The following is a 24,361-nucleotide window of genomic DNA, read 5'->3' as shown; positions in this document are numbered from 1 at the left end:
CCTAATCCTTTAAGATAAGTCCTTGATACGGTTGCAATTCCACTTGTTTTTTCCTCCAAGCAACCTGGTCATAATTAGTTAGCAGCACTTCCGATTTCTCCAAAGGCAGCGTCATTTTTTTATTAGTAAAATTAATTACGACGGTTAATTTTTGATTAACTAGTACCCGCTGATATGCGATGCATCCAGCATAATCTTCTAAGATTGGCAAACTATCACCATCAATCCAAATCGGTTGCAGAGCAGCTCTTTTTCGCAAAGTTGTCATTTTTTTATAGAAATTCAGCAAGGAGGCTGGATTTTCTTCTTCTACTTGATAATTCAATTGAGGATAATTAGGATTGACTGCAAACCAAGGTGTTACATCGCTAAAACCTGCATAAGCTGTATTATCCCATTGCATAGGTGTCCGACTATTCTCTCTATTTTCAATATTAATCTGTTGCAGAGCCTCAACTTCGGTATAATTGCGCAAAAGATAGTCTTGATAGTTATTGTGGGTGGCCAAGTCTACATACTCTTCAATCGACGCTTTTGGATAATCCACCATACCAATTTCTTGGCCTTGATAAATCACGGGAATTCCCCGCAAAAAGAAATAAAACAATGCCAGTGCTGAGGCCGAATGAAAGTTAATCTCTTTTTGAGGAATGAAACGATTCAAGGCTCTCGGCAAATCATGATTCTCAATGAAATTTGTGAAAAACACACGCCCGTTAGCTAATTGCTGTTTTTTAAAAACTAATTTTTTCAACATTTCAATAAAAGCTACTGGATCATCTCGATATTTTTTGTCTTGCACTGTAAAGGGTGTGTGATAAAAGTCAAAAATCGAGGTGAAGTAGCCATCATCACCGAAGTATTCCTCCCATTTTTGAGGATCCTCAACATCCATCTCAGCAATCGTTAAAATGTCCTTGCCTTTAAAAGTCATATCGCGCATTTCTCCGAGAAATTCACCGATGCCTTCTGCGTCTCGATATAATTCCCAATTGGTTGCTAAGCCGTCAGGTCCATCAGCGGGACTATCCTCTTGATCATAAATCTTCTTAATGTGGGAAATGGCATCAATCCGAAAGCCGGCTACACCTTTGTCCAACCAAAATTCAATCACCTTATACAGTTCCTGCCGTAGTTTAGGGTTCTCCCAATTGACATCTGGCTGCTCTACTGTAAATAAGTGCAAATAGTATTTATTCGTGCCTGCAATTTTTTCCCACGCACTGCCGCCGAAAATCGAGCGCCAATTGTTTGGTGGTAAATCGCCTTTACCTTCTTTAATCACATAATAATCCGCATACTCACTATTTAAATCCTCCATTGCTTTTTTGAACCATTCATGTTCAGAAGAAGTATGATTAATCACCAAGTCCAATAAGACTTTAATCCCTCGATCATTGGCGGCGGCAATTAGTTCCTCAAAATCCCCATTAGTTCCAAACGAAGGATCAATTTGCAGATAATCAGAAATATCGTAACCATGGTCCACCATCGGCGATAAATTAATTGGACTAATCCAAATCACTGTGATGCCTAAATCTTTCAACTGATCTAAATGTTGAATAATCCCTTGAATATCCCCAATTCCATCATGATTACTATCTTGAAAACTTTTGGGATAAATTTGATAGCCAATTGCTTCTTGCCACCATTTATGTTTGACTGTCATCTTCTTAACCTTTTACGGAACCGCCCGTAATTCCTTCCACATAATATTTTTGTAGGAAAATAAAGAGCATTGTAATCGGGATTGCGATAATTACACAACCAGCGGTGAAAGCCATGTACAGATTATCCGCATTATCCCTAGTCATCATTGAATACAATCCAATTGCGACTGTGTAATTCTCCACCTTATCCCCCATAATGACACGGGCAAAGATAAAGTCCATCCAAGGTGACATAAATGCCTGCAAAGCTGTATAGACAATAATTGGTTTAGATAAGGGCAGTGTGATTTTAGTAAAAATTTGAAATTTTGTTGCGCCATCAATCATCGCCGACTCATCTAAAGAATGGGGTATTGTATCGAAAAAGCCTTTTGCAATATAAAAAGCTAAGGCTGCCCCTGATGAATAAATTAAGACTAGAGCAAATAAACTTTGAGTCAAATTTAACGCCTTCAAAATATAATAGACAGCAATCATACTCATAAATCCCGGGAACATATTTAAAACCAAAGCAATTTTCAAAAAGCTTTTGCGAAATCTAAAGCGCAACCGCGATAAAACGTATGCCATGGAAATCGTAATTGCTGTACTTAGCAGACAAGAAGCGATTGAGACAATCAGCGTATTCATAAACCAGCGAAGAAAAGGAAAACTTGAACTGCCACTGAACAAAAACTTATAATGTTCTAAAGTAAAATGCTTAGGAATGATATATGAAACAAACTGACCACCTTCTTCACGAAATGAGGTCAAGACAATCCAAAGAATCGGAAAAACCCAGAGAATCGCCAAAGCGATCAGTAGAGCATAAATTAAAAATTTGGTATTTTTGCGACTTTTTTCCATTAGATTTCTCCTTCTTTCTTATAGGAACCAGAACGGGTGTAAGCAAACAATGAGAAGACAGCACTCAGTACAAAAGTGATAATTCCAATAACAGAAGCGATATTATAATCGGCGACCTCCACAGTCAATTTATACAACCAAGTCACTAATAGGTCCGTTTCACCAGCGCTGTAATAATCACTGTTCAATGGCCCTCCACCTGTCAGCAGATAGATAACATTGAAGTTGTTAATATTGCCGATAAATTGCTGAATCAAACTAGGCGCCATCACAAACAAAATCTGTGGAAACGTAATATAGCGGAAAATATGAAATTTATTCGCACCATCAATCCGAGCTGCCTCAATTTGTTCTTCTGGCAAGTTCATAATAATCCCTGTTGTCACCAGCATTGAAACTGGAATTCCAATCCACATATTGACAACTACAATGGAAATTTTAGCCATCAAACCGTCTGTTAAAAATGGAATCGGGCCGCTAATCCAGCCCCAATTCTCCAAAAGAGTGTTGATAGGACCAGAAGCATGCAGCATATTTTGCATAATCAATAGCGAAATAAATTGCGGTACTGCCATCGTCAATACGAAAAGTGTACGGAAAATTTTCTTGCCTTTGATACCTTTAGAATTAATCAGCATTGCTAATAAAACTCCAAAGAAAAAGCTAGTAACAGTCGCCAACACTGCCCAGATTAATGTCCAACCCAATAGTGGAAAGAAGGTGCCGGAAATACGGCCATTCAAGACATTGCCAAAGTTAACTAAGCCCACCCAGTCAAATAAATTTCTAGGAGGCAAGTGATTATGATCGTAGCTAGTAAATGCTAAAGAAATCATATACACCAGTGGTAAGACGGTGAAAATAATCACCCCTAGCAATGGAATTGACATCAGCGTTAAATGGAATTTTTCATCTAGTAATGATTTTAAGTCTGTTCTAAAATTTGGAATGCTTAAGCCCTGTTCCCGCAAAAAGAAATTCTTACGGCCGCTTTTCAGGCTAGCAACATACAAAAAGCCAAACGCTACGGCGGCTAAAATCGTAGCAATCCCATAAATCAATAGCAGCATGGAATTATCACCAGACACACGGATATTGATCTCCAACGCGGCATCATAAAGCCAGCTTTGCTCTGCTGTTCCCAGAGTTATCATGCTGATAATATTGCGAATTCCAAAAAGAATAAACCAGCTGACAAAAGCAATCTCTGAAATGAGAAATAGACATCCCTTCAAAATCTGCTGATGGATAATATTACTGACTCCCATTAAAATAAAGGATAGCTTGTCCCCTACATCCCCTTGAGAAAAAAATTCTCTAAAAGAAATCTGATTGATTTCTTTTGCTCTGCTCTCTTCCATTTTCCCACCTCATTTTATCGTTTCAACTGTTCTTTACTATCAACTATTCTTCAGCAACTGTTGATGTGTCTTCAATCAGCTGAGTTAATTTGTTTTCCATTTGATTTTCAGGGATTTTCCCTTTATAGGCATCACTAATTACTGAAAGCGCAGAAGGCCAAAAACCAACCATCTCAGGAATTTTAGGCATCAACAATGTATGTTCTGGTGTCGCCATCTCAACAACTGTACTGGCCAAAGGATTTTCTAATACTTTAGCCGTTTCTTGCAAAACTAAATTGGAAGGAGTCATCCCTAATTCATCAAAAGCCCGTGACTGCGCCTCTTCACCTGCTAAGTAATTAGCCAACGCCATCGCTTCTAAAGGGTGTTCAGTAAATGCATTGACACTATAAAGCTTCACTCCAAGAAAAGCTTTCATTTGGACACTCCCGTTGCCAAAGTCATTCATTGGATAGGTGGCAATTCCCATATTATCTCCTAGAATTTCTTCAACACTATCTTTCCCCCAAGGACCACTGACCAAAGCTGAAATTGACCCATTTTCTAATTGGCTCATTAAGTCAGCATTAGCTTGTACAACATTTGGATTAGCTTTTTGAGCCGCTATCCATTTTAAAACATTAACCCCATACTGATCATTAAAGGTGGTTCCGTTAGGATCTTCACCATTATCTCCGTAAAGTTTCGAACCATTGGATACAAAGAATGGGACAGCAAAATAATCAGCTCCGTTTTCCTCAAGGTTTAAACCAATTTTGGCTTTTGCCACAATCCCTTCAAAAGTTTGAACATCCTCTTCACTCAAAACCGATTTGTCATAGTACAACATCATACTCTCTACACCATAGGGATAGCCATACATCTTGCCTTCATAAGTAGCAGCTTCGACAGCCTGTTCTGTATTTAATTCCGTCACATCATCACGATATTTGGTATTTTCATAAATAACTCCGGCTTCAACTAATTGACCCAACTGATCATGGGGCATACTAAAAACATCGGCAGCTGCCTCTGGATCTTTTTTAACATATTCCTGTGCTTTTCCAGTATCAGATTCAATAATTTCAATCGGGTAGTCGATGTCATATGTTTCCCGATATTCAGCCACGACAGATTCATAAAATTCACTACTACCAGGATCGACCCATAATTTTAGACTGACCTCATCTTCTGCACCCTGCCCACAGCTGACTAAACCAAAACTAAGAAAAAGTACTGAACCTATTGCAAATAATTTCTTTTTCATTTTTTTACTCCTTCTTTTTACTCTTTCTATTGAAAAAATAATTGCTAATCATTTATGTCAATCGTTTTCATAAATTGAGAATAACAGCCGCAAAAGAAATTGTCAACCGTTTTCATATGATAATCGTTACCATATGATTTATTCCTTGCTATATCAAGTTTTTAAGCTATAATTAAATTAAGATTTTTTCTAAGGAGTTGAGCACATGGCCAGTATTGAAGACGTTGCAAAAAAAGCCCGGGTTTCAGTGACAACCGTTTCCCGTGCCTTAAATAATCATCCTTATGTCTCAGAAAAAACCAAAAAGAAAATTGAAAAAGCGATGGCGGATTTAAATTATTTCCCCAATAATGTCGCCCAGCAGCTGCGGGGTAAAAAATCCAAAATGATTGGCGTGATTATTTCTTATATCACCAACCCATTTTTCGCCTATCTAGTCAATGAAATCGAGAAAACCGCCTTAGCAAAAGGCTATAACCTTGTTGTTTTACAAACTCAGGGCAATCTTGAGCTGGAGGATTTTTTTATTCAGCTGATTTCCAAAAAACAGCTGGACGGAATTATTGTCACCAATTTAGAACATGCCACGGACAATATTGTCCAACTGATTGATGAAGGCAAAATAATTCTCTGCAATCGTTACATCGGCTCGAAGGATTTGCCGGTGATTCAAATTGACGAAGAGGCAGCCAGTTATCAAGGAACCAAGTTTTTAATTGAAAAAGGCCATCGCAAAATTGCCTTTTGTACCGGCAATATTCGCAATGCCCACGACCATCGCTTTAAAGGCTTTTTAAAAACCTTAAAAGAAGCTGGCATCGAATTTTCCGACACGGATTATTATGAAAATATTTTAGGGGCAGCTGGTGGTCGCCAATTTTTACAAAAAATGATGGCTACTGATACTTTGCGACCAACCGCCGTTTTTTCCAACGGCGATGAAGTGGCAGCCGGCATTATCAGTGAAGCCCGCAAATTTCAGTTAACTATCCCAACTGATTTAGCGGTCTTAGGCTTTGACGACCAACCGATGGCCGCCTTAACCAATCCGGAAATCACTACGATTCATCAGCCGATTGAGGAAATGGGTCGGCTGGCAGCAGAAGCGTTGATTGCCAAAATTGAAGAACAACCAGTTCCTAAAGCGGCACCGTTAGAAACTCGCTTAATCGTTCGGGAGTCAGTTTAACCTCGAAGGAAAATAACAATCCCTCTATACACAAAAAAACACCTTTTAAACGATAGATGCTTGAAGTGACCGCCGAGTTAGCATTTTATGCTTACTTTTACGGTACTTCCTACAAATCTATTTTCAAAGAGGTGGTTTTTTTTTTATTAAATTTCTTCTAGATAAATTTTCCGGTTAAAAATTGCCGTCAACACTGCGATGCCAATAAAAATTATTCCGACAACTTGCAAAAGCAAACTTGGTTGATTAACGCCTAAAAAATTAAAGCCTTGAATAAAGTAAGGCGAAAAGGTCGAGCCTAAATTGTAGGCAATTAAAATTGCCGTCGTCCCAAACTTAGCGGAATCACCGTCAGCCGAGGTAAATAAATGATTAAAAAAAGGCATGATATTGCGAAAGGCAAAGCCCAAGCCGCCGGAAAGGAGAATTGTCAAGGGAATCGATGTTGAAATTGTCGTCAAAATGATAAAGGTCCCCGCTAAAAAGGCTGCAGTCGGCAGGACATAATTTTTCAAAATAGTGTAAGTTTTGCCGAATAAATTCCCTGCGATAAAGGCGCCAATCGAAATGCCGGCAATCATATTGCTCCCCTGTGTAGCATCGCCAATGCCCTTTTCTAAAAGCAGCGGGGTGATTTGCAGATTAAAAATAATAAACAAACCGACTATCACAAATAACAAACAAGCCAGCTGAATCATCTTTGCTTTGACTGCTGGAGCAGCTTTTACCGTTATTGTTAAATCAGCGGTAGGCGCTTGTGCAGATTTTTTTTGTTCTGGCAAAAAGAACAATACCAACACAAAGCCAATCAACGAAATGCCATAAACCAAAAAGGACAGCTGCCAAGAAATTTTAACCAGCTGGCCGACACTGATTGTCATCACGATGCCCCCCAGCCCTTCAAAGGCACTTTCCAAACCTAGTGCCCGCGCCCGTTTCGTCAAGGAATCTTGATACAAAGCACTGACCATTTGGATAATCAGTCGGTTAAATAACCCAATGCCTAACCCTAAAATGCAGCGGGATAAAAATAATAGCGCAAAGGCTTGATTAAACCAGGCCGGCAGCGTACCAAAAATTGCCACAATCAATAAGCCTGCCAAAATTGTTTTCTTTTGCCCTAGCTGCTTTTCAACTATGCTAGTCAGAAAAACTCCCACAATAATAAATAGCGCTGGAATTGTCGTAAACAAACTGATAAAAGTTTGGCTGACCGTGGGAAAGCTAGCCGCTATTGCCGGAATATTAGCAGAGATTGCCGGCGCCGAAGCAATCACCAAAGCCGCCGACAAAAGGGCGAGCAATTGTTTTTTTCGTTGATCCATCTTTTTTACTCCTCTAAACTCATTCTGTCTTTACTTTAGAGGAAAGCTGACCAGACCACCAATACTTATAATATTTTTTTGTATGCCTTTAAAGCATGGAAGTTTATTTTTTAACTGAATAACGCAGCCACAAGGTGCCGTCTGCTTGCTTTTCCACTTGTTCTAAGGAAAATGCAACGGCTTGATTGTCACTCAAATTGCCGCTTTCAAAAACCGAAGGACTATCAGAGGCGCCATCGGCCACCGGCGCCACCACCAGACTGACTTCATCGCAGACTCCCGCTTCAATAAATGACCAATTCAATAGTCCGCCGCCACCTAGCATCACTGAATCCAAAGCAAAATATTGTTGCAATTTTTCCAGTGTCAGCTGTGGATCAATCTGCTTTTGGCCAGCAATCAGATAGGGAATATTTCGCTGCCGTAGAAAAGCTTTGTATTGGTCGCTGACTTTTTCTGTCAGCACTTCAATCACTGTCGCCGTCGTGTCTCGATAGGTAATCGTATTTTTTTGCCAGCCGAGTTTCCCCGAGGGATCAATCGAAATATAATAAATCTTTCGACCGGTCTCGGTGATAAAATCCCCATCAGGAACTTCTGGAAATTTTTCCGGCAGCTCTGGCTCCTGATAAAAAGTAAAATTATCATCCGTCGTTTTCCGGCCAGACAGCCAGCCTTGATTTTTGTAAAAAGGCGCTTGACCAAAAGCCAGTTGATAGAAAAAGTCGCCGGCCCGCTCTCCTTCCGGTGTCTCCATATACTTGCCGGTAATTTTTCCATCCAATGAAATCAGCATGTGACAAAAAACAAAAGGTTTCGTCATTTTTCTTCCTCCTCTAAAATAATTTCTAATTTCACTTTAGAGGAAACTAGCTGAGTTGACCAATGCTTAGTTGGGTTTGGAGTATGCTTTCGGGGCATGGAAAAAGGTGGCGATTTTAAATTTCTAATCTCCACCTTTAACTATTCTTTTCTATATCGCCCGCAACAAATCATACTGGGATTGATACAAATAATAATACAAGCCTCTAGCCGCCATCAATTCATCATGACTACCAGCTTCAGCAATTTCACCTTTGTTGATGTAAAAAATCTTATCAGAATGTTTGATTGTCGAAAGCCGGTGGGCGATGATAAAGGAAGTCCGCCCTTTTAGCAACTGGACCAAACCTTTTTGCAACAGCTCCTCCGTTTTCGTATCAATGCTAGAGGTGGCTTCATCCAAAATTAAAATTTTTGGATCGGCTAGTAACGCTCGAGCAAAGGAAATCAATTGGCACTGACCAGCAGACAAGGTATTGCCCCGTTCTTCCACCACAGTTTGATAGCCATCCTTTAATTCCTTAATGAAATCGTGTGCCCGCACGACTTTCGCCGCCTCAATTACTTCTGCTTCTGTTGCATCCAATTTGCCGTAACGAATATTATCCATAATCGTGCCGGAAAAAATAAAGGTATCTTGTAGCATCACCCCCATTTGCCGCCGCAATGAATGCAGCGTGACATCCCGCACATCATAGCCATCGATTTTGACACTGCCTGAAGATACATCATAAAACCGACTTAAAAGATTAATAATCGTTGTCTTCCCAGAACCAGTTGGCCCAACTAAAGCAATACTTTGACCGGCTTCAACCTGAAAGCTGACCTGATTTAAAATATTTTTCCCCGCTTCATAGGAAAAGCTGACATCTTGAAAGTCAATGTCGCCGGTGATAGCAGGCAGTTCAATCGCCGTCGGTGCATCTTGTATGACCGGCTTTTCGTCCAACGTTTCAAAAATCCGTTCTAGATAAGCGGTGGCGGTAATTAGCGAATTATAAAAATTCGCAATATTGATAACAGGGTTCCAGAAATTATTAATATAAGAAATGAAGGCAATTAGCGTTCCCACAGAAACATCGACACCCATTTGTCTGACCCCAACAAAATAAATCAAGCTGGTGGTAATAACCGAAATATTTTCCACCCCCGGCCACATCAGAAATTGAATTTTAACCGCCTTCATAAAAGATTGACGGCAATCATCGCTGACCGTTTGAAACTCCTGATAATTTTGCGCTTCCCGGGCAAAGGATTGGGTAATCTTGATGCCAGCAATGCTTTCGTGAATATAGGCGTTCATGTTTGATTGCTTGTTCGACAAGGTTTGGTAAGCCGCCCGCTGACGATTTTTAATAAACAGCACCATAATAATCAGCACCGGCAGCAAAGCCAAGCTATACAAGGTCAGTCTGAAATCAATCGCAAACATAAAGACGAGGGTAATCAAGATATTAAAGACATCCGAAACGAGATTAATCAGGCCATTGCTCAGCAAATCGCTCAGCGTATTGATATAGTTAACCACACGAATCAAAATTTTGCCGTGGGGTCGATTGTCAAAATAAGAAAAAGGCAGCTTTTGCAAATGTTGAAAAATATCAAAGCGCATATCCTTCAAGACATCTTGACCGATTTTAGTAATTTGGAAAATACGGTAGCGTAAGCAGAGCCCGACAATGATTAATATTGCGAGAAAGCCAGCACCAATCAGCAGCAGTTCATTTGTGTTTCTTTGGGGAATCGATGTGTCAATGGCAATTTTGGTGAACAGCGGCAAGAGCATACTTCCACTATTGGCCAGAATAATTGTTACTAAGACCAGCGCAATCGGCTTGCGATAAGGCGTTACATATTGCCCTAAGCATTTAAAATCCTGCCAGTTAAAACTTTTTTCTAATTCTTCATCGACATCGTATTTATTGCGAGCCATTTTCCTCAGCTCCTCCCAGTTGTCTTTGGTAGACTTCAAAATATTTGCCCCGTTTTGCAATTAATTCTTCATGGGTGCCCTGTTCAATAATTTTGCCTTTTTCCATCATCAAAATGACATCGGCTTTTCGCACAGAAGAAATCCTGTGGGCAATGATGAAAGTCGTCTTCTGCTGAGTCAGATTTGTCAATTTTTCTTGGATTTTAATTTCCGTCTCCATATCGACAGCAGACGTTGTATCATCCAAAATCAGGACAGCGGGGTCTTTGGTCAAAGCCCGGGCCAAGGAAATCCGCTGCTTTTGACCGCCAGAAAGACCAACGCCCCGCTCACCCACCAGCGTTTCATAGCCCTCTGGCATCCGATGAATAAATGCATCCGCATCGGCAATCGCCGCCATCTGCTGAATCATCTCTGGGTCGGCATAAGGATTCCCAAAAGAAATATTTTCGGCAATCGTATTGGAAAATAAAAAGACATCCTGCATCACCATCGAAATTTTTTCCCGTAATTGTCGCACGGGATAGGTCTTGATATCTTTGCCGTCAATTAAAACCGTGCCCGCCGTCGGGTCGTAAAAACGCCCGACTAAATTGACCAGTGTGGATTTACCAGAACCCGTCTCTCCTAAAATACCAATCGTCTGCCCTTGTTTAATCGTAAAAGAGACATCCGCTAGAATTTCCTTTTCCGGATCATCAGGAAAAGCAAAAGACACATGGCGAAACTCCACATCACCTTTAATTTGCTGAATATCTGCCGCCGCTCCAATAGGAATTTCTGATTTGCGATTTAACATTTCCCGAATCTTAATACAAGAAGCCGAAAAACGCTGAACATCATTAATCAGCCAGCCACTCATCCGCAAGGGATTGTTCAACATCCATAAATAGCCATTGAAAGCCACCAATTCCCCTAAAGACATTTGACTGTTGATTACTAAAAAGCCACCCAACACCAAAACTGTCATGCCTAAACTACCCGCCAGTCCATCTAACAATGGCAAATATTTTCTGGAGACTCCAGCCAAATCTAAATTCCGTTGTTTAAAATCAGCGTTAAAGTGATTGAACTTTTCAATCTCAAAAGCCTCTTGGGCGAAGGCTTTGACCACGCGATTGCCGCCGATATTCTCCTCCACCATCGAATTTAGCCGGGAAAAACTTTCGCGAATTTCAATAAATAATGGATGGGCATCCCGAGCCATCCGATTTGTCAAAATAAAAATAAACGGCGTAATCGCCACCAACGCCAGCGTCAGCCGCAAATTAATCGTACCCATCACAATAATTGCTGAAACAAACCAAATCACGCACTCCAACACGTTATAGCTGACCCACGAAACAAAATGGCGAATCGCATCCGTATCTCCCGTCATCCGGGCCATAATATCGCCGACCCGCGTATGATTGAAAAAGCCAAAGTCCAGCTCCTGCAATTTTTGATAGAGGTCGCCCCGCAGCGCATAAATCGTATCCTGACCCACCTGCTCCCAAATAATTTGATAACTATAACGAACAATCGTCCGCAGCAGCGTCGTGCCAATCATCACCGCCAGAATTGGTAGCAACAGCCCCGCATCCCCTTGATAAATCACCCGGTCCACAATAACTCCCGCAACATACGGATTGACAATCACCAACCCCGCATTCAATAAAATAAATAATAATCCCAGAAAAACTTTCCGCTTGTCCCTTTTGGCATAACGCCAAATCCACTGCAAATCTCCCATTCTCTTTTCACCTTCCTTTTAGGAATTTCCCTCTAGATTTTTTAAGAAAAATCCCACCTTGTTTGCATGTAAAAGTTTAATGAAAATAGTTGCCAATGAGAATGGATTTTCTTTGTCTAGATAATGTAAAATATTATTTATATGAGTGAGGAAATGAGGGGCCTTCGATGAATTTTATTTCGCCAAAAACTTTTAGTCCTGAGGTCATTTACCTATTTGACCCTTGGAATAATGACCGCAATTTTTCCAATATGCACAGCCATGATTTTTTAGAAATCAGCATTATTTTAGAGGGAGAAGCCATCTATCAATTTGAAGGGGAAGAGCCCATCTCTTTAGCCGCCGGAAATGTGATGATTTTCAATTCCGGCATGCGCCATCGGGAATGGCAGCAGCCAGATACTTTTTCCCATCAACTTCATATCGGCATCCGCAATATTTCCTTAGATGGCTTCAAGCGCAATTTTCTGCCCCACGACCATCCACGCCCAAATCTGGGCAAATACCAGCATTTTGTTTTGCAAAAAGCCTGGCAGGCCATCAACGAAGTCGAACAGCAACAATCAGAGAGCGCCATGATGCAAAAAATTATCATCATCGAAATGCTGATTTATATTCTGCGGGCCCTCAATACTGAAAACGATATCAAAATGTCCAACCTGCTCTTCGACAATGAAAATCGCCAACAAAAAATCGTCAACCAGGTGCTCTACTACATTGAAAACCATTATGACCAAGAAATTACGCTAGAAATGCTGGCCCAAGACCATTTTGTTAGCGCCACCTATCTCTCACGTATTTTCAAAGAGCTGATTGGCGTCAGCCCCATCAGCTACCTAATTGATATTCGCCTCAATCACGCCAAATATCTGCTAGAAAAAAAACAGCACACCGTTGGCGACGTCGCCAAGCTAGTGGGCTATCAGGATACGTTTCATTTTAGTAAATCTTTTAAGAAGAAATTTGGGAAGGCGCCATCGTTGATGTTGGGGGATGAGGGGTGAGTAGTGAAAAAGGCACTTTCCAATAAAAATGGAAAGTGCCTTTTAGGTTTATATATCTAACTCTATAGGAAACGAATGTTAATGTTTTGAGAATTTCCTATTGAAAACTATGAATCCCTTTACATCAACACTTAAGAAAACGAAACTTCCATGAATATGAACTAAAATTCATAAATTCGGATAAATTTCATCAGTTATGTAAAGATTCAGTCCAAATTCATTTCTGTCTGAACTAAATCCTCAATCGTTAAATAAGCAATATTTTTTCTAAAATCAATCCGCTGTATTACTTTTTTTGTAAAAAGATGTTTAGCATCCAAAAAAGCAATAGTCTTTAAAAATTCTTGAACAGATTCTGAATTAATAATCAGCATCACCACATAGGCAAGGTCATAGTCATCAAAAGATAAAAAATATCCTGTATCATCCATCACCATGGACTTTTTATTCTCTGAATACATCAAAACAAACAATGGTTTTTTTAGAAGCCACTGATACCAACTTTGTAGCTTGAATATGAACAATCTCCTATGCCAAACATTGAGAATAAAGTTGATTTTTCGTCTATGCAACTCTTGAAATACATTACGAGCTACATTAGTTTTACATAACATAGCTAGAACCGTATTAGTTTTTTTACATTCATCTATCAATTATAAAATTATATATTCACATATATCAAAATTACTAGCACCAGTTAGAGTGTCAATTCCTTTTAAAATTTTATATTAGACTTAGTAGGTAAATTATTAGAATCCAAACTAGACAAGGTACTGACTGTTACCCACGGAGAATTCCTAATCCACAAGACATCTTGTTCTCCCGACAATTCTTTCAAAGGAAATTTAAAAATATCTCCTTGAAGTATCTGGATATTTTCTTGAACAAACCTTTTTTTACAAAATTCATAGTAATCTTGTTGTAATTTAATGTCAAAATATAGTTCAGCATTAAAATTTAAACTACTATCGAAATTCAGTTTGTTGATATTTTAAAAACAATCAACTTTTATACATTAAAGATTCTTGACAATTGTTAACGATTTTAATTCTCTATTTAATTGATTTCTGCAAAAAATGAATAGTCAAATGAAGTTAAACATTTGACTATTCATTTTAAATTTTTTTACATTTGGTAAATATCGCAAGCGTTCTTCATTTTGTTGCTAAAATTTCTTTTAGATACGGAATTGAAGGTTGCGCACCATAGCGCTGTACAGTTATGGCTGAAGCATGTGATGCAAATTCAATTGAACTGACTAGATTGGAGTAATCTGCTTTTAAAACAGCCGCCAAAGCTCCAATAAAAGTATCCCCAGCAGCTGTAGAATCTATTGCTTGAACTTTTTGAGCAGCAATTATCCCAGATCCATTCTGGCTAAAATAGTAAGAACCTCTGCTTCCTAAAGTAATAATCACCACTTCCACTCCGTATTTCAAAATTTCTTTAGCTGCCGTTTCCAAGTTTTCTTCCGTTTGAACTGTAAGACCGGTAATTATTTCAACTTCAGTTTCATTAGGAATTAAGATATCTGTGTTTTGAAGCAGCTCCCTAGGAATTCGATTAGTACCTGGAGCTGGATTCAAAATAGTTTTTATCCCATTTTCTTTAGCTATTTTGAAAGCTTGAATGATGACATTCAGATTAGTCTCAAACTGAGCAATTAGAAAATCGCTATTTTGAATTTGGTGAATCAGCCAATTTGAGTTAGGAAGACTGACTTTCTCATTAGCTCCAGAATGGATAACAATACAATTTTCTCCGACATCATCAACCATGACAACCGCTGATCCTGTTCTTTCATTTTCTAGAGTTCTTATGCCAGAGATATCTATTCCATCTTGACTCAATAAATCCAGTAAAAGTTTTCCTGCTTCATCATTTCCTACTGCACCTATAAAAGTGGTCATTGCACCACTTCTTTGAGCCGCTATCCCTTGATTTGCCCCTTTGCCGCCACCGCTACTGAAGAGTTCTTTAGAATGGACAGTTTCTCCAGGTTTTGGCAGTTGTTTCATCCGAATAGTGGTATCCAAATTTATACTACCCAATACAGTTACTTTATTCATAGGACTTTCCTCTCACCTAGTGACAAAATTATTTGATTCATATTTCTAACTGCGAAACCCCTTAATTATCGAAAAACTTCATTGTATCCATAGTAAGCTTTCGGAATTTTTGTAAATCTAAATCAAAGCTAACCGCCACATTTTTGTCTTTTTTGAACACATTGTCATAGTCAACAACTGTACTACCTAAAGCTAAAGTATTGCTGGTTTCCACTTCTACATGCATCAAATAGGTGGTGAAGATAGTAGGATCAATGACGAATGCCACTGCGCAAGGATCATGCATATGAATTCCCTCAACGTGTTGATTATCAGCCCAAAAAGGAACAGTTGTTGTTAAGTTGAAAAAGTCTAGTAAGTCGGCCATTGTCTTTGCGACATCATTGCCTATTTCTCGAATTTCTTTAATATCAGTATCAAACAGTTGTGCTTTCAGCGTCACATCCAAGCCAAACATTGCTAATGGCACCCCTGATTGCATAACGATGTCAGCTGCTTCTGGGTCGACATAAATATTAAACTCAGCTTCTGGAGTCATATTCCCACCGAAGCAAGCACCTCCCATAAAAGAGATTAATTCGATTTTTTCTTTTAACTCTGGATGTGACAGAATGAAAATGGCAATATTAGTTAACGGGCCTGTAGCAATTAGTGTTACTTTTTCTGTAGATTCCTTTAAAATTTCTGCGATTAAATCGTTAGCTGATATTGACAATTTAGAAGTTGTAGGGATGGGTAAATCAGCACCATCTAAACCACTCTCCCCATGTACATCATCAGCAATAATCAATTCTCGTCTTAACGGTTTAGCTGCACCTGCTGCGACCGGAATATCTTCTCTTTTAGCTAATGCCAATAGCTTTCTAGCATTTTCAAAGGTTTTTTGAGGCAACTGATTGCCTGCTGAAGTTGTGATTGCCAATAAATCAATTTCTTCTGAGGCAATCGCCATCAATAAAGCCATTGCATCATCATGTCCGGGATCACAATCTAAAATTACTTTCCTTACCATCTTTTATCCTCCAGTTTCAAACTTTAATTATTAGCGTTTAATCTTATCTGAGTACTGATAAATCATTTTTTTAGTAAAAATGAAGATGAGCATCGCCGCTAAAACAATAGCTCCACCAATTATGAACACATTTGAATAAGTTGAAGCTGCACCTTCTGCCGTACCAGTTAAACTGCCTCCAGAAAATACACCAGATGACATCATTCCACCAAAGATTGCCACACCAACTGAGCCAGTAATCGCTTGAACCAAATCGTTAGCTCCTAAAACACGGCCAGATTCTTCTGGGGTTACAGTCAATGTCGCTGTATCTACGATTGGTGAATAAAAGAAAGAGGTCCCAAAATAGTAAATACATGGGGCTACTGCTAAAGCCATCACCTTCCCATAAGGAATCGCAAAAGCGACTGCTAGAAGTCCTAAGCCCATAAATAGCAAAGCCATAATAATAGCTGCCGAACGTCCAATTTTTTTAACTACAGGTCCACAGACAAAACCTAATACCGCTGCCAATAAAATCGACCAGACAAGCAAGGTAGACACTTCAGCAGAATCTATCCCGAAAACATTAAGACCAATAGCATTGACCCCTGCATTTAAGGTGTAGCTAAAGAAGTAACCGACAAATATGACAACCATTGTTGCAATAAAAGCTGGATTCTTAAAGAATTCAGGCGTAATGAAAGGATCTTTCGCTTTATTGATATAGACAACAAACAAAATTAAACTAATTACAGAAGCTGATGCCCAGAAAATATTCATATCTGTAAAAAACATCGTAACTGATCCGGCAAACGCACCGATTAATGCAAAACCAAGCCAATCAATATTTGCTCCTTCTGCTTTATCATCAGGAAGATTTTTAGCTAATGAAGGAATGAATAGTACGGATAGGATAGGAACTGCGAATAGCCAGCGCCAATCAACTTTCGTGATATAACCAGCTGCAACCACACCTAAGGCAGCAGAAAATCTAAATACCGCAACAAATATTCCATAATAGACCACCCGATTTTCTTTAGAAATATATTTGGATACTAATACTAAGAAAACTGAGCCTGCTACTTGCCCCCCTGCGGATTGTAGCACTCGAGCAATAACGACAGCCCAAATGCTCATTGGACCAAAGACAAAACCAATAAGGGAACCTATTACAAAGACTACAACACCTAAAATGGTCATTTTTTTCAAAGAAACAAAGTCACCTAAAGAACCATAGATAACACAAACAATACCTAAAATAATACCAGGAATTGAGGTAATTAATGAGGCTAAATTAGGAGTTCCCAACTGTTCACCAATATTCACAAAGATCATACCAAAAGCCTGTTGCTCTAAAATACCAAATGTGAAAATCAAAAGGATTAGAGGGATGGCTTTTTTTGCCATCTTGTTCATTTTTTCAAATTCTGTAGTTCCTTCTTCTGGTACAGGGACTCCCGTCACATGTACATCTTTAGTATTCTCCATTCTTTTCCTCACTTTCAATTTTGTAATCCATTAATACGCTATTCTAATAATTTCACGACAATCATTTCTATTTAAACGGTAATAGCTGCCGATTGACTGGTCATCACCATTAAAATTAATTCCATCTAGGAGCGCCTCAATATCAATTTCTGTAAGACCATACTCCCTTAGCGATACTGGCATCTTCATTTTTTTGAAAAATGCTTCTAACGCTGTGATTCCTTCCTCCGCCTGTTTAGATAACTCTTGAGTTGATTCTTCAACATCAAAAACTTTTACAGCAAAGCGCCCGACTCGTTGTTGTCGCATCCGAGACACGTACTTAAGCCAAGCAGGCATGATAATTGAAATTGTAATGCCGTGTGGAGTGTCATACAATGCACTAAGCTCATTAGCAATTTCATGCGTGGCCCAGTCCTGGCTTCTACCAATCCCTAAAGTATTATTTTGAGCAATCGTTGACAGCCACATCAATTCAGATCGATAAAAATAATTATTTGGTTCAGAAATCGATAAAGGACCAATCTCGACAATTGTTTTAAGTGCCCCCTCTGCCATACGATCAATAACACCTATTTCATCAGAGTCTGAAAAATATCTCTCGCATATATGTGAAAACATATCAACAATTCCCAAAGCCGTTAAACTGCCGGGTAGTGAATAGGTTAAGCGAGGGTTCATAAAAGCCATTCTAGGTCTGATAATTGGAGCACTTACTAAAAGCTTTTGCTTTTTTTCTGTATTATTAATGACAGTCACACAGCTAGATTCGCTTCCTGCTGATGGATAAGTTAACAATGAACTTACTGCAACAGTATCCTTAGGAATTGCTTTTCCTTCAAAAAAATCCCAAACTGGATGATTTACCTTAGCTCCAATACCAATTGCCTTAGCTGTGTCAATGACGCTGCCACCGCCGATTGCCAAAATCAAATCAATTTGATGTTCTTTAACTAAAGAAATTCCTTCTTCAACGATTGTCAATCTCGGGTTCGGCAAAATTCCAGATAACACCCAAAAATTGATTTTCGAATTTTGCAATGAACTCACGACGGTGTCTAGCAGACCACTTTCTTGAAGAAATTTTCCGTCATCATGTAATAGTAGAACCTTACTATACCCAAGTTCCTCTATGCATTCACCAACTCTTTCTTCACACCTATCATCAAAAATGAACTTGGTATCAATTTCTATTTCGAAATTCCCCTTCAAATGACTTCCCTCCTTTTATAAAAAAATCTTTCAACAATTGAGAACAATCTATTATTGTATCCGGGTTAGAACTAATTAGTTCTTCTGAGTTTCCATCGCCATAGGTTACTCCGATGGTTAAAATTTCATTTTTTGAAGCTGCTAAGATATCACTCGCTGAATCGCCTATCATATAACAGCTTTTTTTATCCAACTTATTTTTTTCTACTATTAAATAGATCATTTCTTCCTTAGTCAAAACTTTACTATCTAGTACATCTGGCGTTATGACTTCCAAAAAGTACTCTTCCCAATTCAATTTTTTTATTACTTTCTTTAAAGGCTGTTGAGGCTTCATAGAGGCGACAAACTGTGGAACTCCTTGCTCCTGAAAAAAGTGTAAAATTTCCCGAATGCCTTCATAAGCGAATGATTGATCAAAGTTATTCTTTGTACGATAATGGCTTGCAACTTCCTTTTCGAAAAAATTAAGTTGACTTGCGTCCCCATTGATCAACATCTGAGAAAATATCTCTTGGATTGGCTTTGCCAAATTAGTATCATCTGAAATATACTCGCAGTTTATCTCCCCGGTACACATTCTTGCTGCACTAATTAAAGATTTCCAAACATCCGAGCTTGTATCTACCAAGGTTCCATCGAAATCCCAAATTACGCTGATACAGGTTTCTGTACTAAGTTTCAGCAAAGCTTTTATCCTCCATGCTCCTCAATAAAAGTAGCTAATTCTATTTTTCGAGGACAATTTCTAGCTCCTATTTTAGATACTGTATAGCCTGCTACGGCATTACCCAGAAATAAACATTTACGTAAATCTTCGCCATGAAGCATTCCTTTAATAAAGCCAGCATTATAAGTGTCTCCAGCTCCAACTGTATCTTTTACAGTGATGCGAAAAGCTGAAACCTCAGCTTGCTCCTCCTCAGTAACAATTAAAGAGCCATGACTACCATTACGAACAATACAAACGCGTTCTTTTGACACTAGTTCTTTGACATTATCTAACCAATTGTCAGTTGTACCGATATAGGCATATTCGTCCTTTGCAGACCCCAAAACATAATTCGTTTGCTCCAATATTTTTAATACTGCTTCCTTATATTCAGGGTCTAACTGGCCATCATTTACACGTAAATTTAAATCAAAAGATGTGGGTATTCCAGCTTGCTGAGCAAGTGTAAATAATTTTAGGATAGAACTCCTTGCTGAAGAATCATGGACAACTGCCATTCCAGAAGAATGCACCCAATTAATATCTTTTAAAGTATTTTCATTCACGTACTCCCCAGCAATTTCTTTAAACGCTTGTTGTTCTCTAGGCCATCCCCACAAATATCGTTCTCCTGAGTCATCAATAAATGCAAAAACCCCTACAGTATTTAAACTAGGATCAATAATTAAATGAGCGACATCAATTCCTTCATTCTCAAAATCCTTTGCTACAAATTTCCCATAGCTGTCATTTCCTACTGTGCCTAAAAAAGCAGTTTCAACCCCAATTCTAGACAAAGCAATTGCTGTATTGGCTGCTGTTCCACCTCCTTGAAGAATGGGGTTTTCAAAGGAAGCCAGCCCTTTTTCGGAATCTATGATTTTCGGGTAAGGTACAATAATATCAACGTTAGCATCACCTACAACTAACACCTTAGGCATTTTTCACAGCCTCTACAAAAGCTAGTACCTTTTCTGGATCTTTGCATCTCTTAGTATCAGCTCTTTCATCAGAATAATTAGTTAGGGTGAAGGAATCGACGCCATACGGCTTGGTTAAATGAATTGCTTCGGCAATGTTATCTGCCCCTAATCCCCCGGCAATAATGCATGGAACCTTCGTACTCTCTACAATTTTTTTATCAATATTTCTATCATGTTCAGCTCCAGTTGCACCAATATCTCCTGCATCAGGAGTCTTTGTATCAATTAAAAAGAAATCAGAAACTGCTTCATACTCTTTCACGTACTCCATCACTTTTTGTTCTTCTAGCGGTATCCCTGATAATACCGGTATGGCTTGCATAATTTTCAAATTGGGAAACCTAGTTTTCAAGGCAGTAATCTCATCGGGTGAAATCCCTTCAATATCACCTGACAAATGAAGAATTTCTGGTAGAGCAATTTTTAAATCCTCTGTTATCTCATCAATGTCTTCAGCGACAGTTAGGCCAATCGCAACCCCGTTTTCTGGAATATTATCAAATATCTCTTTAGCTTCCTCACAACTTAATTGATTAGGAACTCGCTTATTTTTACCGTAGCAAATGCCGAGGTGATTTCCTCCAAGCTCCACTACCATCCTTGCGTCTTCGACCGTCCTAATTCCGTAAATCTGTATAATTACATCAGACATTTTGTGTTTCCTCCTCTAATTTATTAATAAAATCAACGGCGTTAAAAGCCAGTTGAGTTAATCCTAGTTTGAGTCCCAATTGAGCTATCGGTGGTGGCGTAACAAAACTGCTGGCCAATTGTTCCCGCTCTTTAAAAATAGTTTGTCTATCGCCATCTAAAACTACTTCTCCTTTTCGCATAACAAGAATTCGTTCGAAGTTTTCTGCAACGAATCTCATATCATGGGAGATAGTGATACACAAAATGTTTAACTCCGCCAATTGCTTAACGATTTGGTTTAAGCGCTGAGCACCTAATAAATCTTGGCCGCAAGTGGGTTCATCTAGTATGATAATTTTAGGATTCATCATTAAGACTGAACCAATCGTGCAGAATTTTTTTTCTGCGGCAGAAAGATCAAAAGGATGCACATCGAGTTTTTTTGATAGTCCAACAAGCTGGCTAACCATTTCTAGCCTTGTTGCGATTTCCTCTTTCTCCATGCCAATCTGCTTAGGTCCAAATTCAAATTCCTTTTTTACAGAATCTAGAAATAGCTGGTTATCAGGATTTTGAAAGACATAACCAACAGTCTTTGACCAAGCAGACGTTTCTTGTGTAGAAATTTCCTTGCCATCAATATAGATTTTTCCAGATGTCGGTTTTAACAAACCGTTGAGATGCTTTACCAAAGTTGTTTTTCCTGCACCATTTTGTCCAATAATTGCTACTGGATTTGTTGCTTCTATCGAAAAACTGACACCGTTTAAAGCCCTCTGTCCGGAAGCATATTGATGAACTAAATTTGAGATTTCGATTAACATAATTTAATCTCCTTCAACATATTTAAAGCTTCTTTTTCTGTGAAGGCTATTTCCCCTTGCCAATAATTTTTTTCCTTCAAAAGATAGCTCAGCTTAACAAACTCTGGTAAATCTATTTGATATTTTTTAGCGTTCTCTTTGGTAAAAACCTCGCGAGGTGTTCCAATTTGCATTACTCTTCCTTCGTTTAAAACGAGTACTCGATTGGCATATTTAGCTACACGTTCCATATCATGGTCAACAATAATGATTGTCACACCCTCTTGATTTAAGCTTTTAATCAATTGCATCAACTCATCACTACCTCGAGGATCTAGCTGAGTCGTAAATTCGTCTAACACTAATATTTGTGGTTCTAAAATGAAAGTTGAACCAAAAGCCACACGCTGTACTTGTCCCCCAGACAGTTCTAAAGGATTTTGATTCAGCAAATCTGTCAAAGAAATTCTTTTCGCAACCTCATCGATCTTCTTTAACATCTCTTCTCTAGCAACACCACGATTTCCTAAGCCATAAGCAAGCTCTTCGGCAACTGTTTCAGTGGTATAAGAAAGCTGATTAAACGGATTTTGAAAAACGAGCCCGGCAACAGCTGATAAATCACTAATATCAGTTTCGTCAACATTTTTTCCATTAACCAATACTTTCCCTTCCTTTGCTCCAACGAAAAAGTATGGTATTAGACCAACCAAAGCATTACATAAGGTAGACTTACCTGAGGCGTTGGGGCCAATAATAGCTAAAAATTCACCTCTTTTTACATTGAAACTGACTGAGTCTAGGCTTCGGTGACTACTTTGGTTGTAACGGTAAGATAAATTAGAAATCTCAATTATGTTTTCCATTTCGTCCCCCATCTATCTAAAATTATTTATGATAACTAGCAGTAAAAAAAGCAGAAGACTATATCGAACAATGTAATCTAGCTTATCTGTTGTCGTAATAACTAAGGAAGTACGTTTAACTCCTTCAATCGCAAAACCACGAGTTTCCAATGTCATTCCTCTTTCCTGGGCATCTGTGAAAGAACTCAAAACTATTGGTCCAATCAAAGGAACAAACGTCTTCACTCGATGGAAGATGTTTCCTTTTAGAACAACTCCACGTGATTCCTGAGCCTCTCTGATTTCTTTTAATCTGCGATTCATTTGTGGTACGACATTAAAGCTTGCTAAAACTAGGTAGCCTATTTTAGGATTTAAGCCGCTTTTTTCAAGAGCAGCAACTAATTTTGATGTCTTAGTTGTTTGATTCATTAAGAAAAACGTTCCCATAAAAACCAAAAGAACACTCACAAGTTTTAGCGCGTACATGGTTCCTTCAAGGCCGAGTTGAGCAAATCCAAAATCAAGTAGAATTTGGTTATTTTGGGGACTATAAAAACCTTGGATAAAAACTAACATAGTAGTTAAAGGCACGCCGAAGCCAAAAATCATTTTAGAAAATCCCACTAACAAATGTAAAATAAATGCCAGAATCATCAATAAAAACAATAATACAAAGCCGAGTATGGGATTTGGGAAGAAGCCAGTAGCCATGCCAAAAACAAGTATTGCCAAAAGTTTAGTCAATGGATTCAAATTCTCAATTCTTTTTGATACACCTTCCATTATTTCACTTCCTTTTTAAACTTTTGCAGAATCTAGTGGCGCATATTGCGAAGCAAACTTCTTAGGGATTTTTCTGAATAGTGAATAAGCAATGATAAAAACAATTCCTTTATCGATTAAGTTTTCCACCATAGAGGTTGAAAAAACAGCAAACACGATTTCTTTTGTAGCCGCTATCAAAGCTGCTGTCGCTAATGAACTTGTGTTAATACCAGTGGCGCCTCCATAAACGAAAATAGTAATCAATGACGCGCTGATAGTATTTGTTAATGAACAAGCCAACCATGTTAAAACAACTCCCCAGATTTTTTTGAAAAGTCCTAATTTAACTAAATAGCCAGTAACAAGCCCACATAAAATGCTAACAATCGAATAAGGTAAATACACTGGATTAGCAACAATCGTTAAAAATAAATTTGTGATAAATCCACATAAAGCAGCAATCCAAGGTCCTGAAAGACAAGCAATTAGAATAGTGCCAATCATGTCTAGAAAAAGTGGCAATTTTAATGTTGAGCAAAGAGTGCCACCAATCAAGTTAATCCCAACAGCAATTGGAATTAGTACTAATGATTTTGTTGTTAATTGCTTAGCTACAAAAATCCGTACCTTTTCTTTCTTCATCGCAACCCCTCCAATGATAAATATGTTATACTGTTAAAGAAAGTGTTTTCCGAAAATGTTTTCTTAAATAGAATTTAGCAT

The 24,361-nt window shown here is 38.6% G+C and carries 22 protein-coding genes; 2 read left to right on the top strand and 20 right to left on the bottom strand.

The features are described 5' to 3' along the window. Position 1 precedes the first annotated feature (1 nt). Genes ORH16_RS08425 through ORH16_RS08410 form a run of 4 tightly spaced genes read right to left on the bottom strand, consistent with a single transcriptional unit; the run spans position 2 to position 5,126 of the window. Positions 2–1,669, bottom strand: a complete 1,668-nt coding sequence (locus ORH16_RS08425; protein ID WP_265457969.1) for an alpha-glucosidase — start codon at positions 1,667–1,669, stop codon at positions 2–4. Positions 1,670–1,673: 4 nt separating this feature from the next. Further along, positions 1,674–2,516 (bottom strand): sugar ABC transporter permease, encoded by an 843-nt coding sequence (locus ORH16_RS08420; RefSeq protein ID WP_265457967.1) that lies wholly within the window; start codon positions 2,514–2,516, stop codon positions 1,674–1,676. Further along, complete coding sequence (locus ORH16_RS08415) at positions 2,516–3,877, bottom strand: carbohydrate ABC transporter permease (RefSeq protein ID WP_265457965.1); 1,362 nt, start codon at positions 3,875–3,877, stop codon at positions 2,516–2,518. Before ORH16_RS08415 ends, ORH16_RS08420 begins: the two co-directional genes overlap by 1 nt. A gap of 43 nt (positions 3,878–3,920) precedes the next feature. Further along, positions 3,921–5,126, bottom strand: coding sequence for an extracellular solute-binding protein (locus tag ORH16_RS08410; RefSeq protein WP_265457963.1), 1,206 nt, complete (start codon positions 5,124–5,126; stop codon positions 3,921–3,923). 205 nt (positions 5,127–5,331) lie between these two features. On the opposite strand from ORH16_RS08410, the gene ORH16_RS08405 reads away from it, so the two are divergent. Further along, positions 5,332–6,315 (top strand): LacI family DNA-binding transcriptional regulator, encoded by a 984-nt coding sequence (locus ORH16_RS08405; protein WP_265457962.1) that lies wholly within the window; start codon positions 5,332–5,334, stop codon positions 6,313–6,315. A gap of 146 nt (positions 6,316–6,461) precedes the next feature. On the opposite strand, the gene ORH16_RS08400 is transcribed toward ORH16_RS08405, so the two are convergent. The 4 genes from ORH16_RS08400 to ORH16_RS08385 all read right to left on the bottom strand — a co-directional run bounded on the left by ORH16_RS08400 (position 6,462) and on the right by ORH16_RS08385 (position 12,127). Then, positions 6,462–7,640, bottom strand: coding sequence for an MFS transporter (locus ORH16_RS08400; RefSeq protein ID WP_265457961.1), 1,179 nt, complete (start codon positions 7,638–7,640; stop codon positions 6,462–6,464). Between the two features lie 103 nt (positions 7,641–7,743). Beyond that, a complete protein-coding gene (locus tag ORH16_RS08395) occupies positions 7,744–8,463 on the bottom strand; it encodes a RibD family protein (RefSeq protein ID WP_265457960.1) in 720 nt (239 codons plus the stop codon). Between the two features lie 150 nt (positions 8,464–8,613). Then, the gene (locus ORH16_RS08390; protein ID WP_265457958.1) at positions 8,614–10,395 is read right to left on the bottom strand and encodes an ABC transporter ATP-binding protein; all 1,782 of its coding nucleotides are present in this window, start codon (positions 10,393–10,395) and stop codon (positions 8,614–8,616) included. Next, positions 10,382–12,127 (bottom strand): ABC transporter ATP-binding protein, encoded by a 1,746-nt coding sequence (locus tag ORH16_RS08385; RefSeq protein WP_265457956.1) that lies wholly within the window; start codon positions 12,125–12,127, stop codon positions 10,382–10,384. The genes ORH16_RS08390 and ORH16_RS08385 overlap by 14 nt, the downstream gene beginning before the upstream one ends. Before the next feature lie 167 nt (positions 12,128–12,294). On the opposite strand from ORH16_RS08385, the gene ORH16_RS08380 reads away from it, so the two are divergent. Next, positions 12,295–13,131 carry a helix-turn-helix transcriptional regulator gene (locus ORH16_RS08380; protein WP_265457953.1) on the top strand — a complete coding sequence of 279 codons (837 nt, stop codon included), beginning with the start codon at positions 12,295–12,297 and terminating at the stop codon, positions 13,129–13,131. A 206-nt stretch (positions 13,132–13,337) separates the two neighbouring features. Here ORH16_RS08380 and ORH16_RS08375 read toward each other — a convergent pair whose 3' ends face one another. From ORH16_RS08375 to ORH16_RS08320, 12 genes are all read right to left on the bottom strand, one after another. After that, positions 13,338–13,562 carry a hypothetical protein gene (locus ORH16_RS08375; RefSeq protein WP_265457951.1) on the bottom strand — a complete coding sequence of 75 codons (225 nt, stop codon included), beginning with the start codon at positions 13,560–13,562 and terminating at the stop codon, positions 13,338–13,340. A gap of 723 nt (positions 13,563–14,285) precedes the next feature. Beyond that, the gene (gene rbsK, locus ORH16_RS08370) at positions 14,286–15,200 is read right to left on the bottom strand and encodes a ribokinase (protein ID WP_265457949.1); all 915 of its coding nucleotides are present in this window, start codon (positions 15,198–15,200) and stop codon (positions 14,286–14,288) included. Between the two features lie 61 nt (positions 15,201–15,261). Beyond that, positions 15,262–16,212, bottom strand: a complete 951-nt coding sequence (locus ORH16_RS08365; protein WP_265457947.1) for a nucleoside hydrolase — start codon at positions 16,210–16,212, stop codon at positions 15,262–15,264. Between the two features lie 30 nt (positions 16,213–16,242). Beyond that, entirely contained in the window at positions 16,243–17,682 is a 1,440-nt protein-coding gene (locus ORH16_RS08360) for an MFS transporter (RefSeq protein WP_265457945.1), read from the bottom strand. A gap of 30 nt (positions 17,683–17,712) precedes the next feature. Then, entirely contained in the window at positions 17,713–18,894 is a 1,182-nt protein-coding gene (locus ORH16_RS08355) for an iron-containing alcohol dehydrogenase (protein WP_265457943.1), read from the bottom strand. Further along, a complete protein-coding gene (locus ORH16_RS08350; RefSeq protein WP_265457942.1) occupies positions 18,866–19,582 on the bottom strand; it encodes an HAD family hydrolase in 717 nt (238 codons plus the stop codon). The genes ORH16_RS08355 and ORH16_RS08350 overlap by 29 nt, the downstream gene beginning before the upstream one ends. A 5-nt stretch (positions 19,583–19,587) precedes the next feature. Further along, the gene (locus tag ORH16_RS08345; RefSeq protein ID WP_265457940.1) at positions 19,588–20,547 is read right to left on the bottom strand and encodes a carbohydrate kinase family protein; all 960 of its coding nucleotides are present in this window, start codon (positions 20,545–20,547) and stop codon (positions 19,588–19,590) included. After that, positions 20,540–21,241 carry a phosphoribosylanthranilate isomerase gene (locus tag ORH16_RS08340; RefSeq protein ID WP_265457938.1) on the bottom strand — a complete coding sequence of 234 codons (702 nt, stop codon included), beginning with the start codon at positions 21,239–21,241 and terminating at the stop codon, positions 20,540–20,542. The genes ORH16_RS08345 and ORH16_RS08340 overlap by 8 nt, the downstream gene beginning before the upstream one ends. Next, positions 21,234–22,046 (bottom strand): energy-coupling factor ABC transporter ATP-binding protein, encoded by an 813-nt coding sequence (locus ORH16_RS08335; RefSeq protein WP_265457936.1) that lies wholly within the window; start codon positions 22,044–22,046, stop codon positions 21,234–21,236. The genes ORH16_RS08340 and ORH16_RS08335 overlap by 8 nt, the downstream gene beginning before the upstream one ends. Further along, complete coding sequence (locus ORH16_RS08330; RefSeq protein WP_265457934.1) at positions 22,040–22,891, bottom strand: energy-coupling factor ABC transporter ATP-binding protein; 852 nt, start codon at positions 22,889–22,891, stop codon at positions 22,040–22,042. The genes ORH16_RS08335 and ORH16_RS08330 overlap by 7 nt, the downstream gene beginning before the upstream one ends. Before the next feature lie 12 nt (positions 22,892–22,903). Then, on the bottom strand, positions 22,904–23,656 hold the full coding sequence (locus ORH16_RS08325; protein WP_265457932.1) for an energy-coupling factor transporter transmembrane component T: 753 nt from the start codon (positions 23,654–23,656) through the stop codon (positions 22,904–22,906). A gap of 15 nt (positions 23,657–23,671) precedes the next feature. Next, positions 23,672–24,280: an ECF transporter S component gene (locus ORH16_RS08320; protein ID WP_265457930.1), complete on the bottom strand. Its 609-nt coding sequence runs from the start codon at positions 24,278–24,280 to the stop codon at positions 23,672–23,674. Between the last annotated feature and the right edge of the window lie 81 nt (positions 24,281–24,361).

Source organism: Enterococcus sp. HY326, assembly GCF_026157065.1.
Taxonomy (GTDB): domain Bacteria; phylum Bacillota; class Bacilli; order Lactobacillales; family Enterococcaceae; genus HY326.
Note: the sequence above shows the minus strand (reverse complement) of the source record. Positions and strands in the feature narration are given on the sequence as shown.

Bases quoted from the DNA above. Each gene is read 5' to 3' on its own strand.
- ORH16_RS08380 (WP_265457953.1), top strand. From the start codon at position 12,295: ATGAATTTTATTTCGCCAAAAACTTTTAGTCCTGAGGTCATTTACCTA.
- ORH16_RS08375 (WP_265457951.1), bottom strand. From the start codon at position 13,562: ATGGATGATACAGGATATTTTTTATCTTTTGATGACTATGACCTTGCC.
- ORH16_RS08335 (WP_265457936.1), bottom strand. From the start codon at position 22,046: ATGTTAATCGAAATCTCAAATTTAGTTCATCAATATGCTTCCGGACAG.
- ORH16_RS08410 (WP_265457963.1), bottom strand. From the start codon at position 5,126: ATGAAAAAGAAATTATTTGCAATAGGTTCAGTACTTTTTCTTAGTTTT.
- ORH16_RS08390 (WP_265457958.1), bottom strand. From the start codon at position 10,395: ATGGCTCGCAATAAATACGATGTCGATGAAGAATTAGAAAAAAGTTTT.
- ORH16_RS08400 (WP_265457961.1), bottom strand. From the start codon at position 7,640: ATGGATCAACGAAAAAAACAATTGCTCGCCCTTTTGTCGGCGGCTTTG.
- ORH16_RS08330 (WP_265457934.1), bottom strand. From the start codon at position 22,891: ATGGAAAACATAATTGAGATTTCTAATTTATCTTACCGTTACAACCAA.
- ORH16_RS08415 (WP_265457965.1), bottom strand. From the start codon at position 3,877: ATGGAAGAGAGCAGAGCAAAAGAAATCAATCAGATTTCTTTTAGAGAA.
- ORH16_RS08385 (WP_265457956.1), bottom strand. From the start codon at position 12,127: ATGGGAGATTTGCAGTGGATTTGGCGTTATGCCAAAAGGGACAAGCGG.
- rbsK (WP_265457949.1), bottom strand. From the start codon at position 15,200: ATGAATAAAGTAACTGTATTGGGTAGTATAAATTTGGATACCACTATT.
- ORH16_RS08360 (WP_265457945.1), bottom strand. From the start codon at position 17,682: ATGGAGAATACTAAAGATGTACATGTGACGGGAGTCCCTGTACCAGAA.
- ORH16_RS08420 (WP_265457967.1), bottom strand. From the start codon at position 2,516: ATGGAAAAAAGTCGCAAAAATACCAAATTTTTAATTTATGCTCTACTG.
- ORH16_RS08340 (WP_265457938.1), bottom strand. From the start codon at position 21,241: ATGTCTGATGTAATTATACAGATTTACGGAATTAGGACGGTCGAAGAC.
- ORH16_RS08395 (WP_265457960.1), bottom strand. From the start codon at position 8,463: ATGACGAAACCTTTTGTTTTTTGTCACATGCTGATTTCATTGGATGGA.
- ORH16_RS08425 (WP_265457969.1), bottom strand. From the start codon at position 1,669: ATGACAGTCAAACATAAATGGTGGCAAGAAGCAATTGGCTATCAAATT.
- ORH16_RS08405 (WP_265457962.1), top strand. From the start codon at position 5,332: ATGGCCAGTATTGAAGACGTTGCAAAAAAAGCCCGGGTTTCAGTGACA.
- ORH16_RS08345 (WP_265457940.1), bottom strand. From the start codon at position 20,547: ATGCCTAAGGTGTTAGTTGTAGGTGATGCTAACGTTGATATTATTGTA.
- ORH16_RS08320 (WP_265457930.1), bottom strand. From the start codon at position 24,280: ATGAAGAAAGAAAAGGTACGGATTTTTGTAGCTAAGCAATTAACAACA.
- ORH16_RS08365 (WP_265457947.1), bottom strand. From the start codon at position 16,212: ATGGTAAGGAAAGTAATTTTAGATTGTGATCCCGGACATGATGATGCA.
- ORH16_RS08325 (WP_265457932.1), bottom strand. From the start codon at position 23,656: ATGGAAGGTGTATCAAAAAGAATTGAGAATTTGAATCCATTGACTAAA.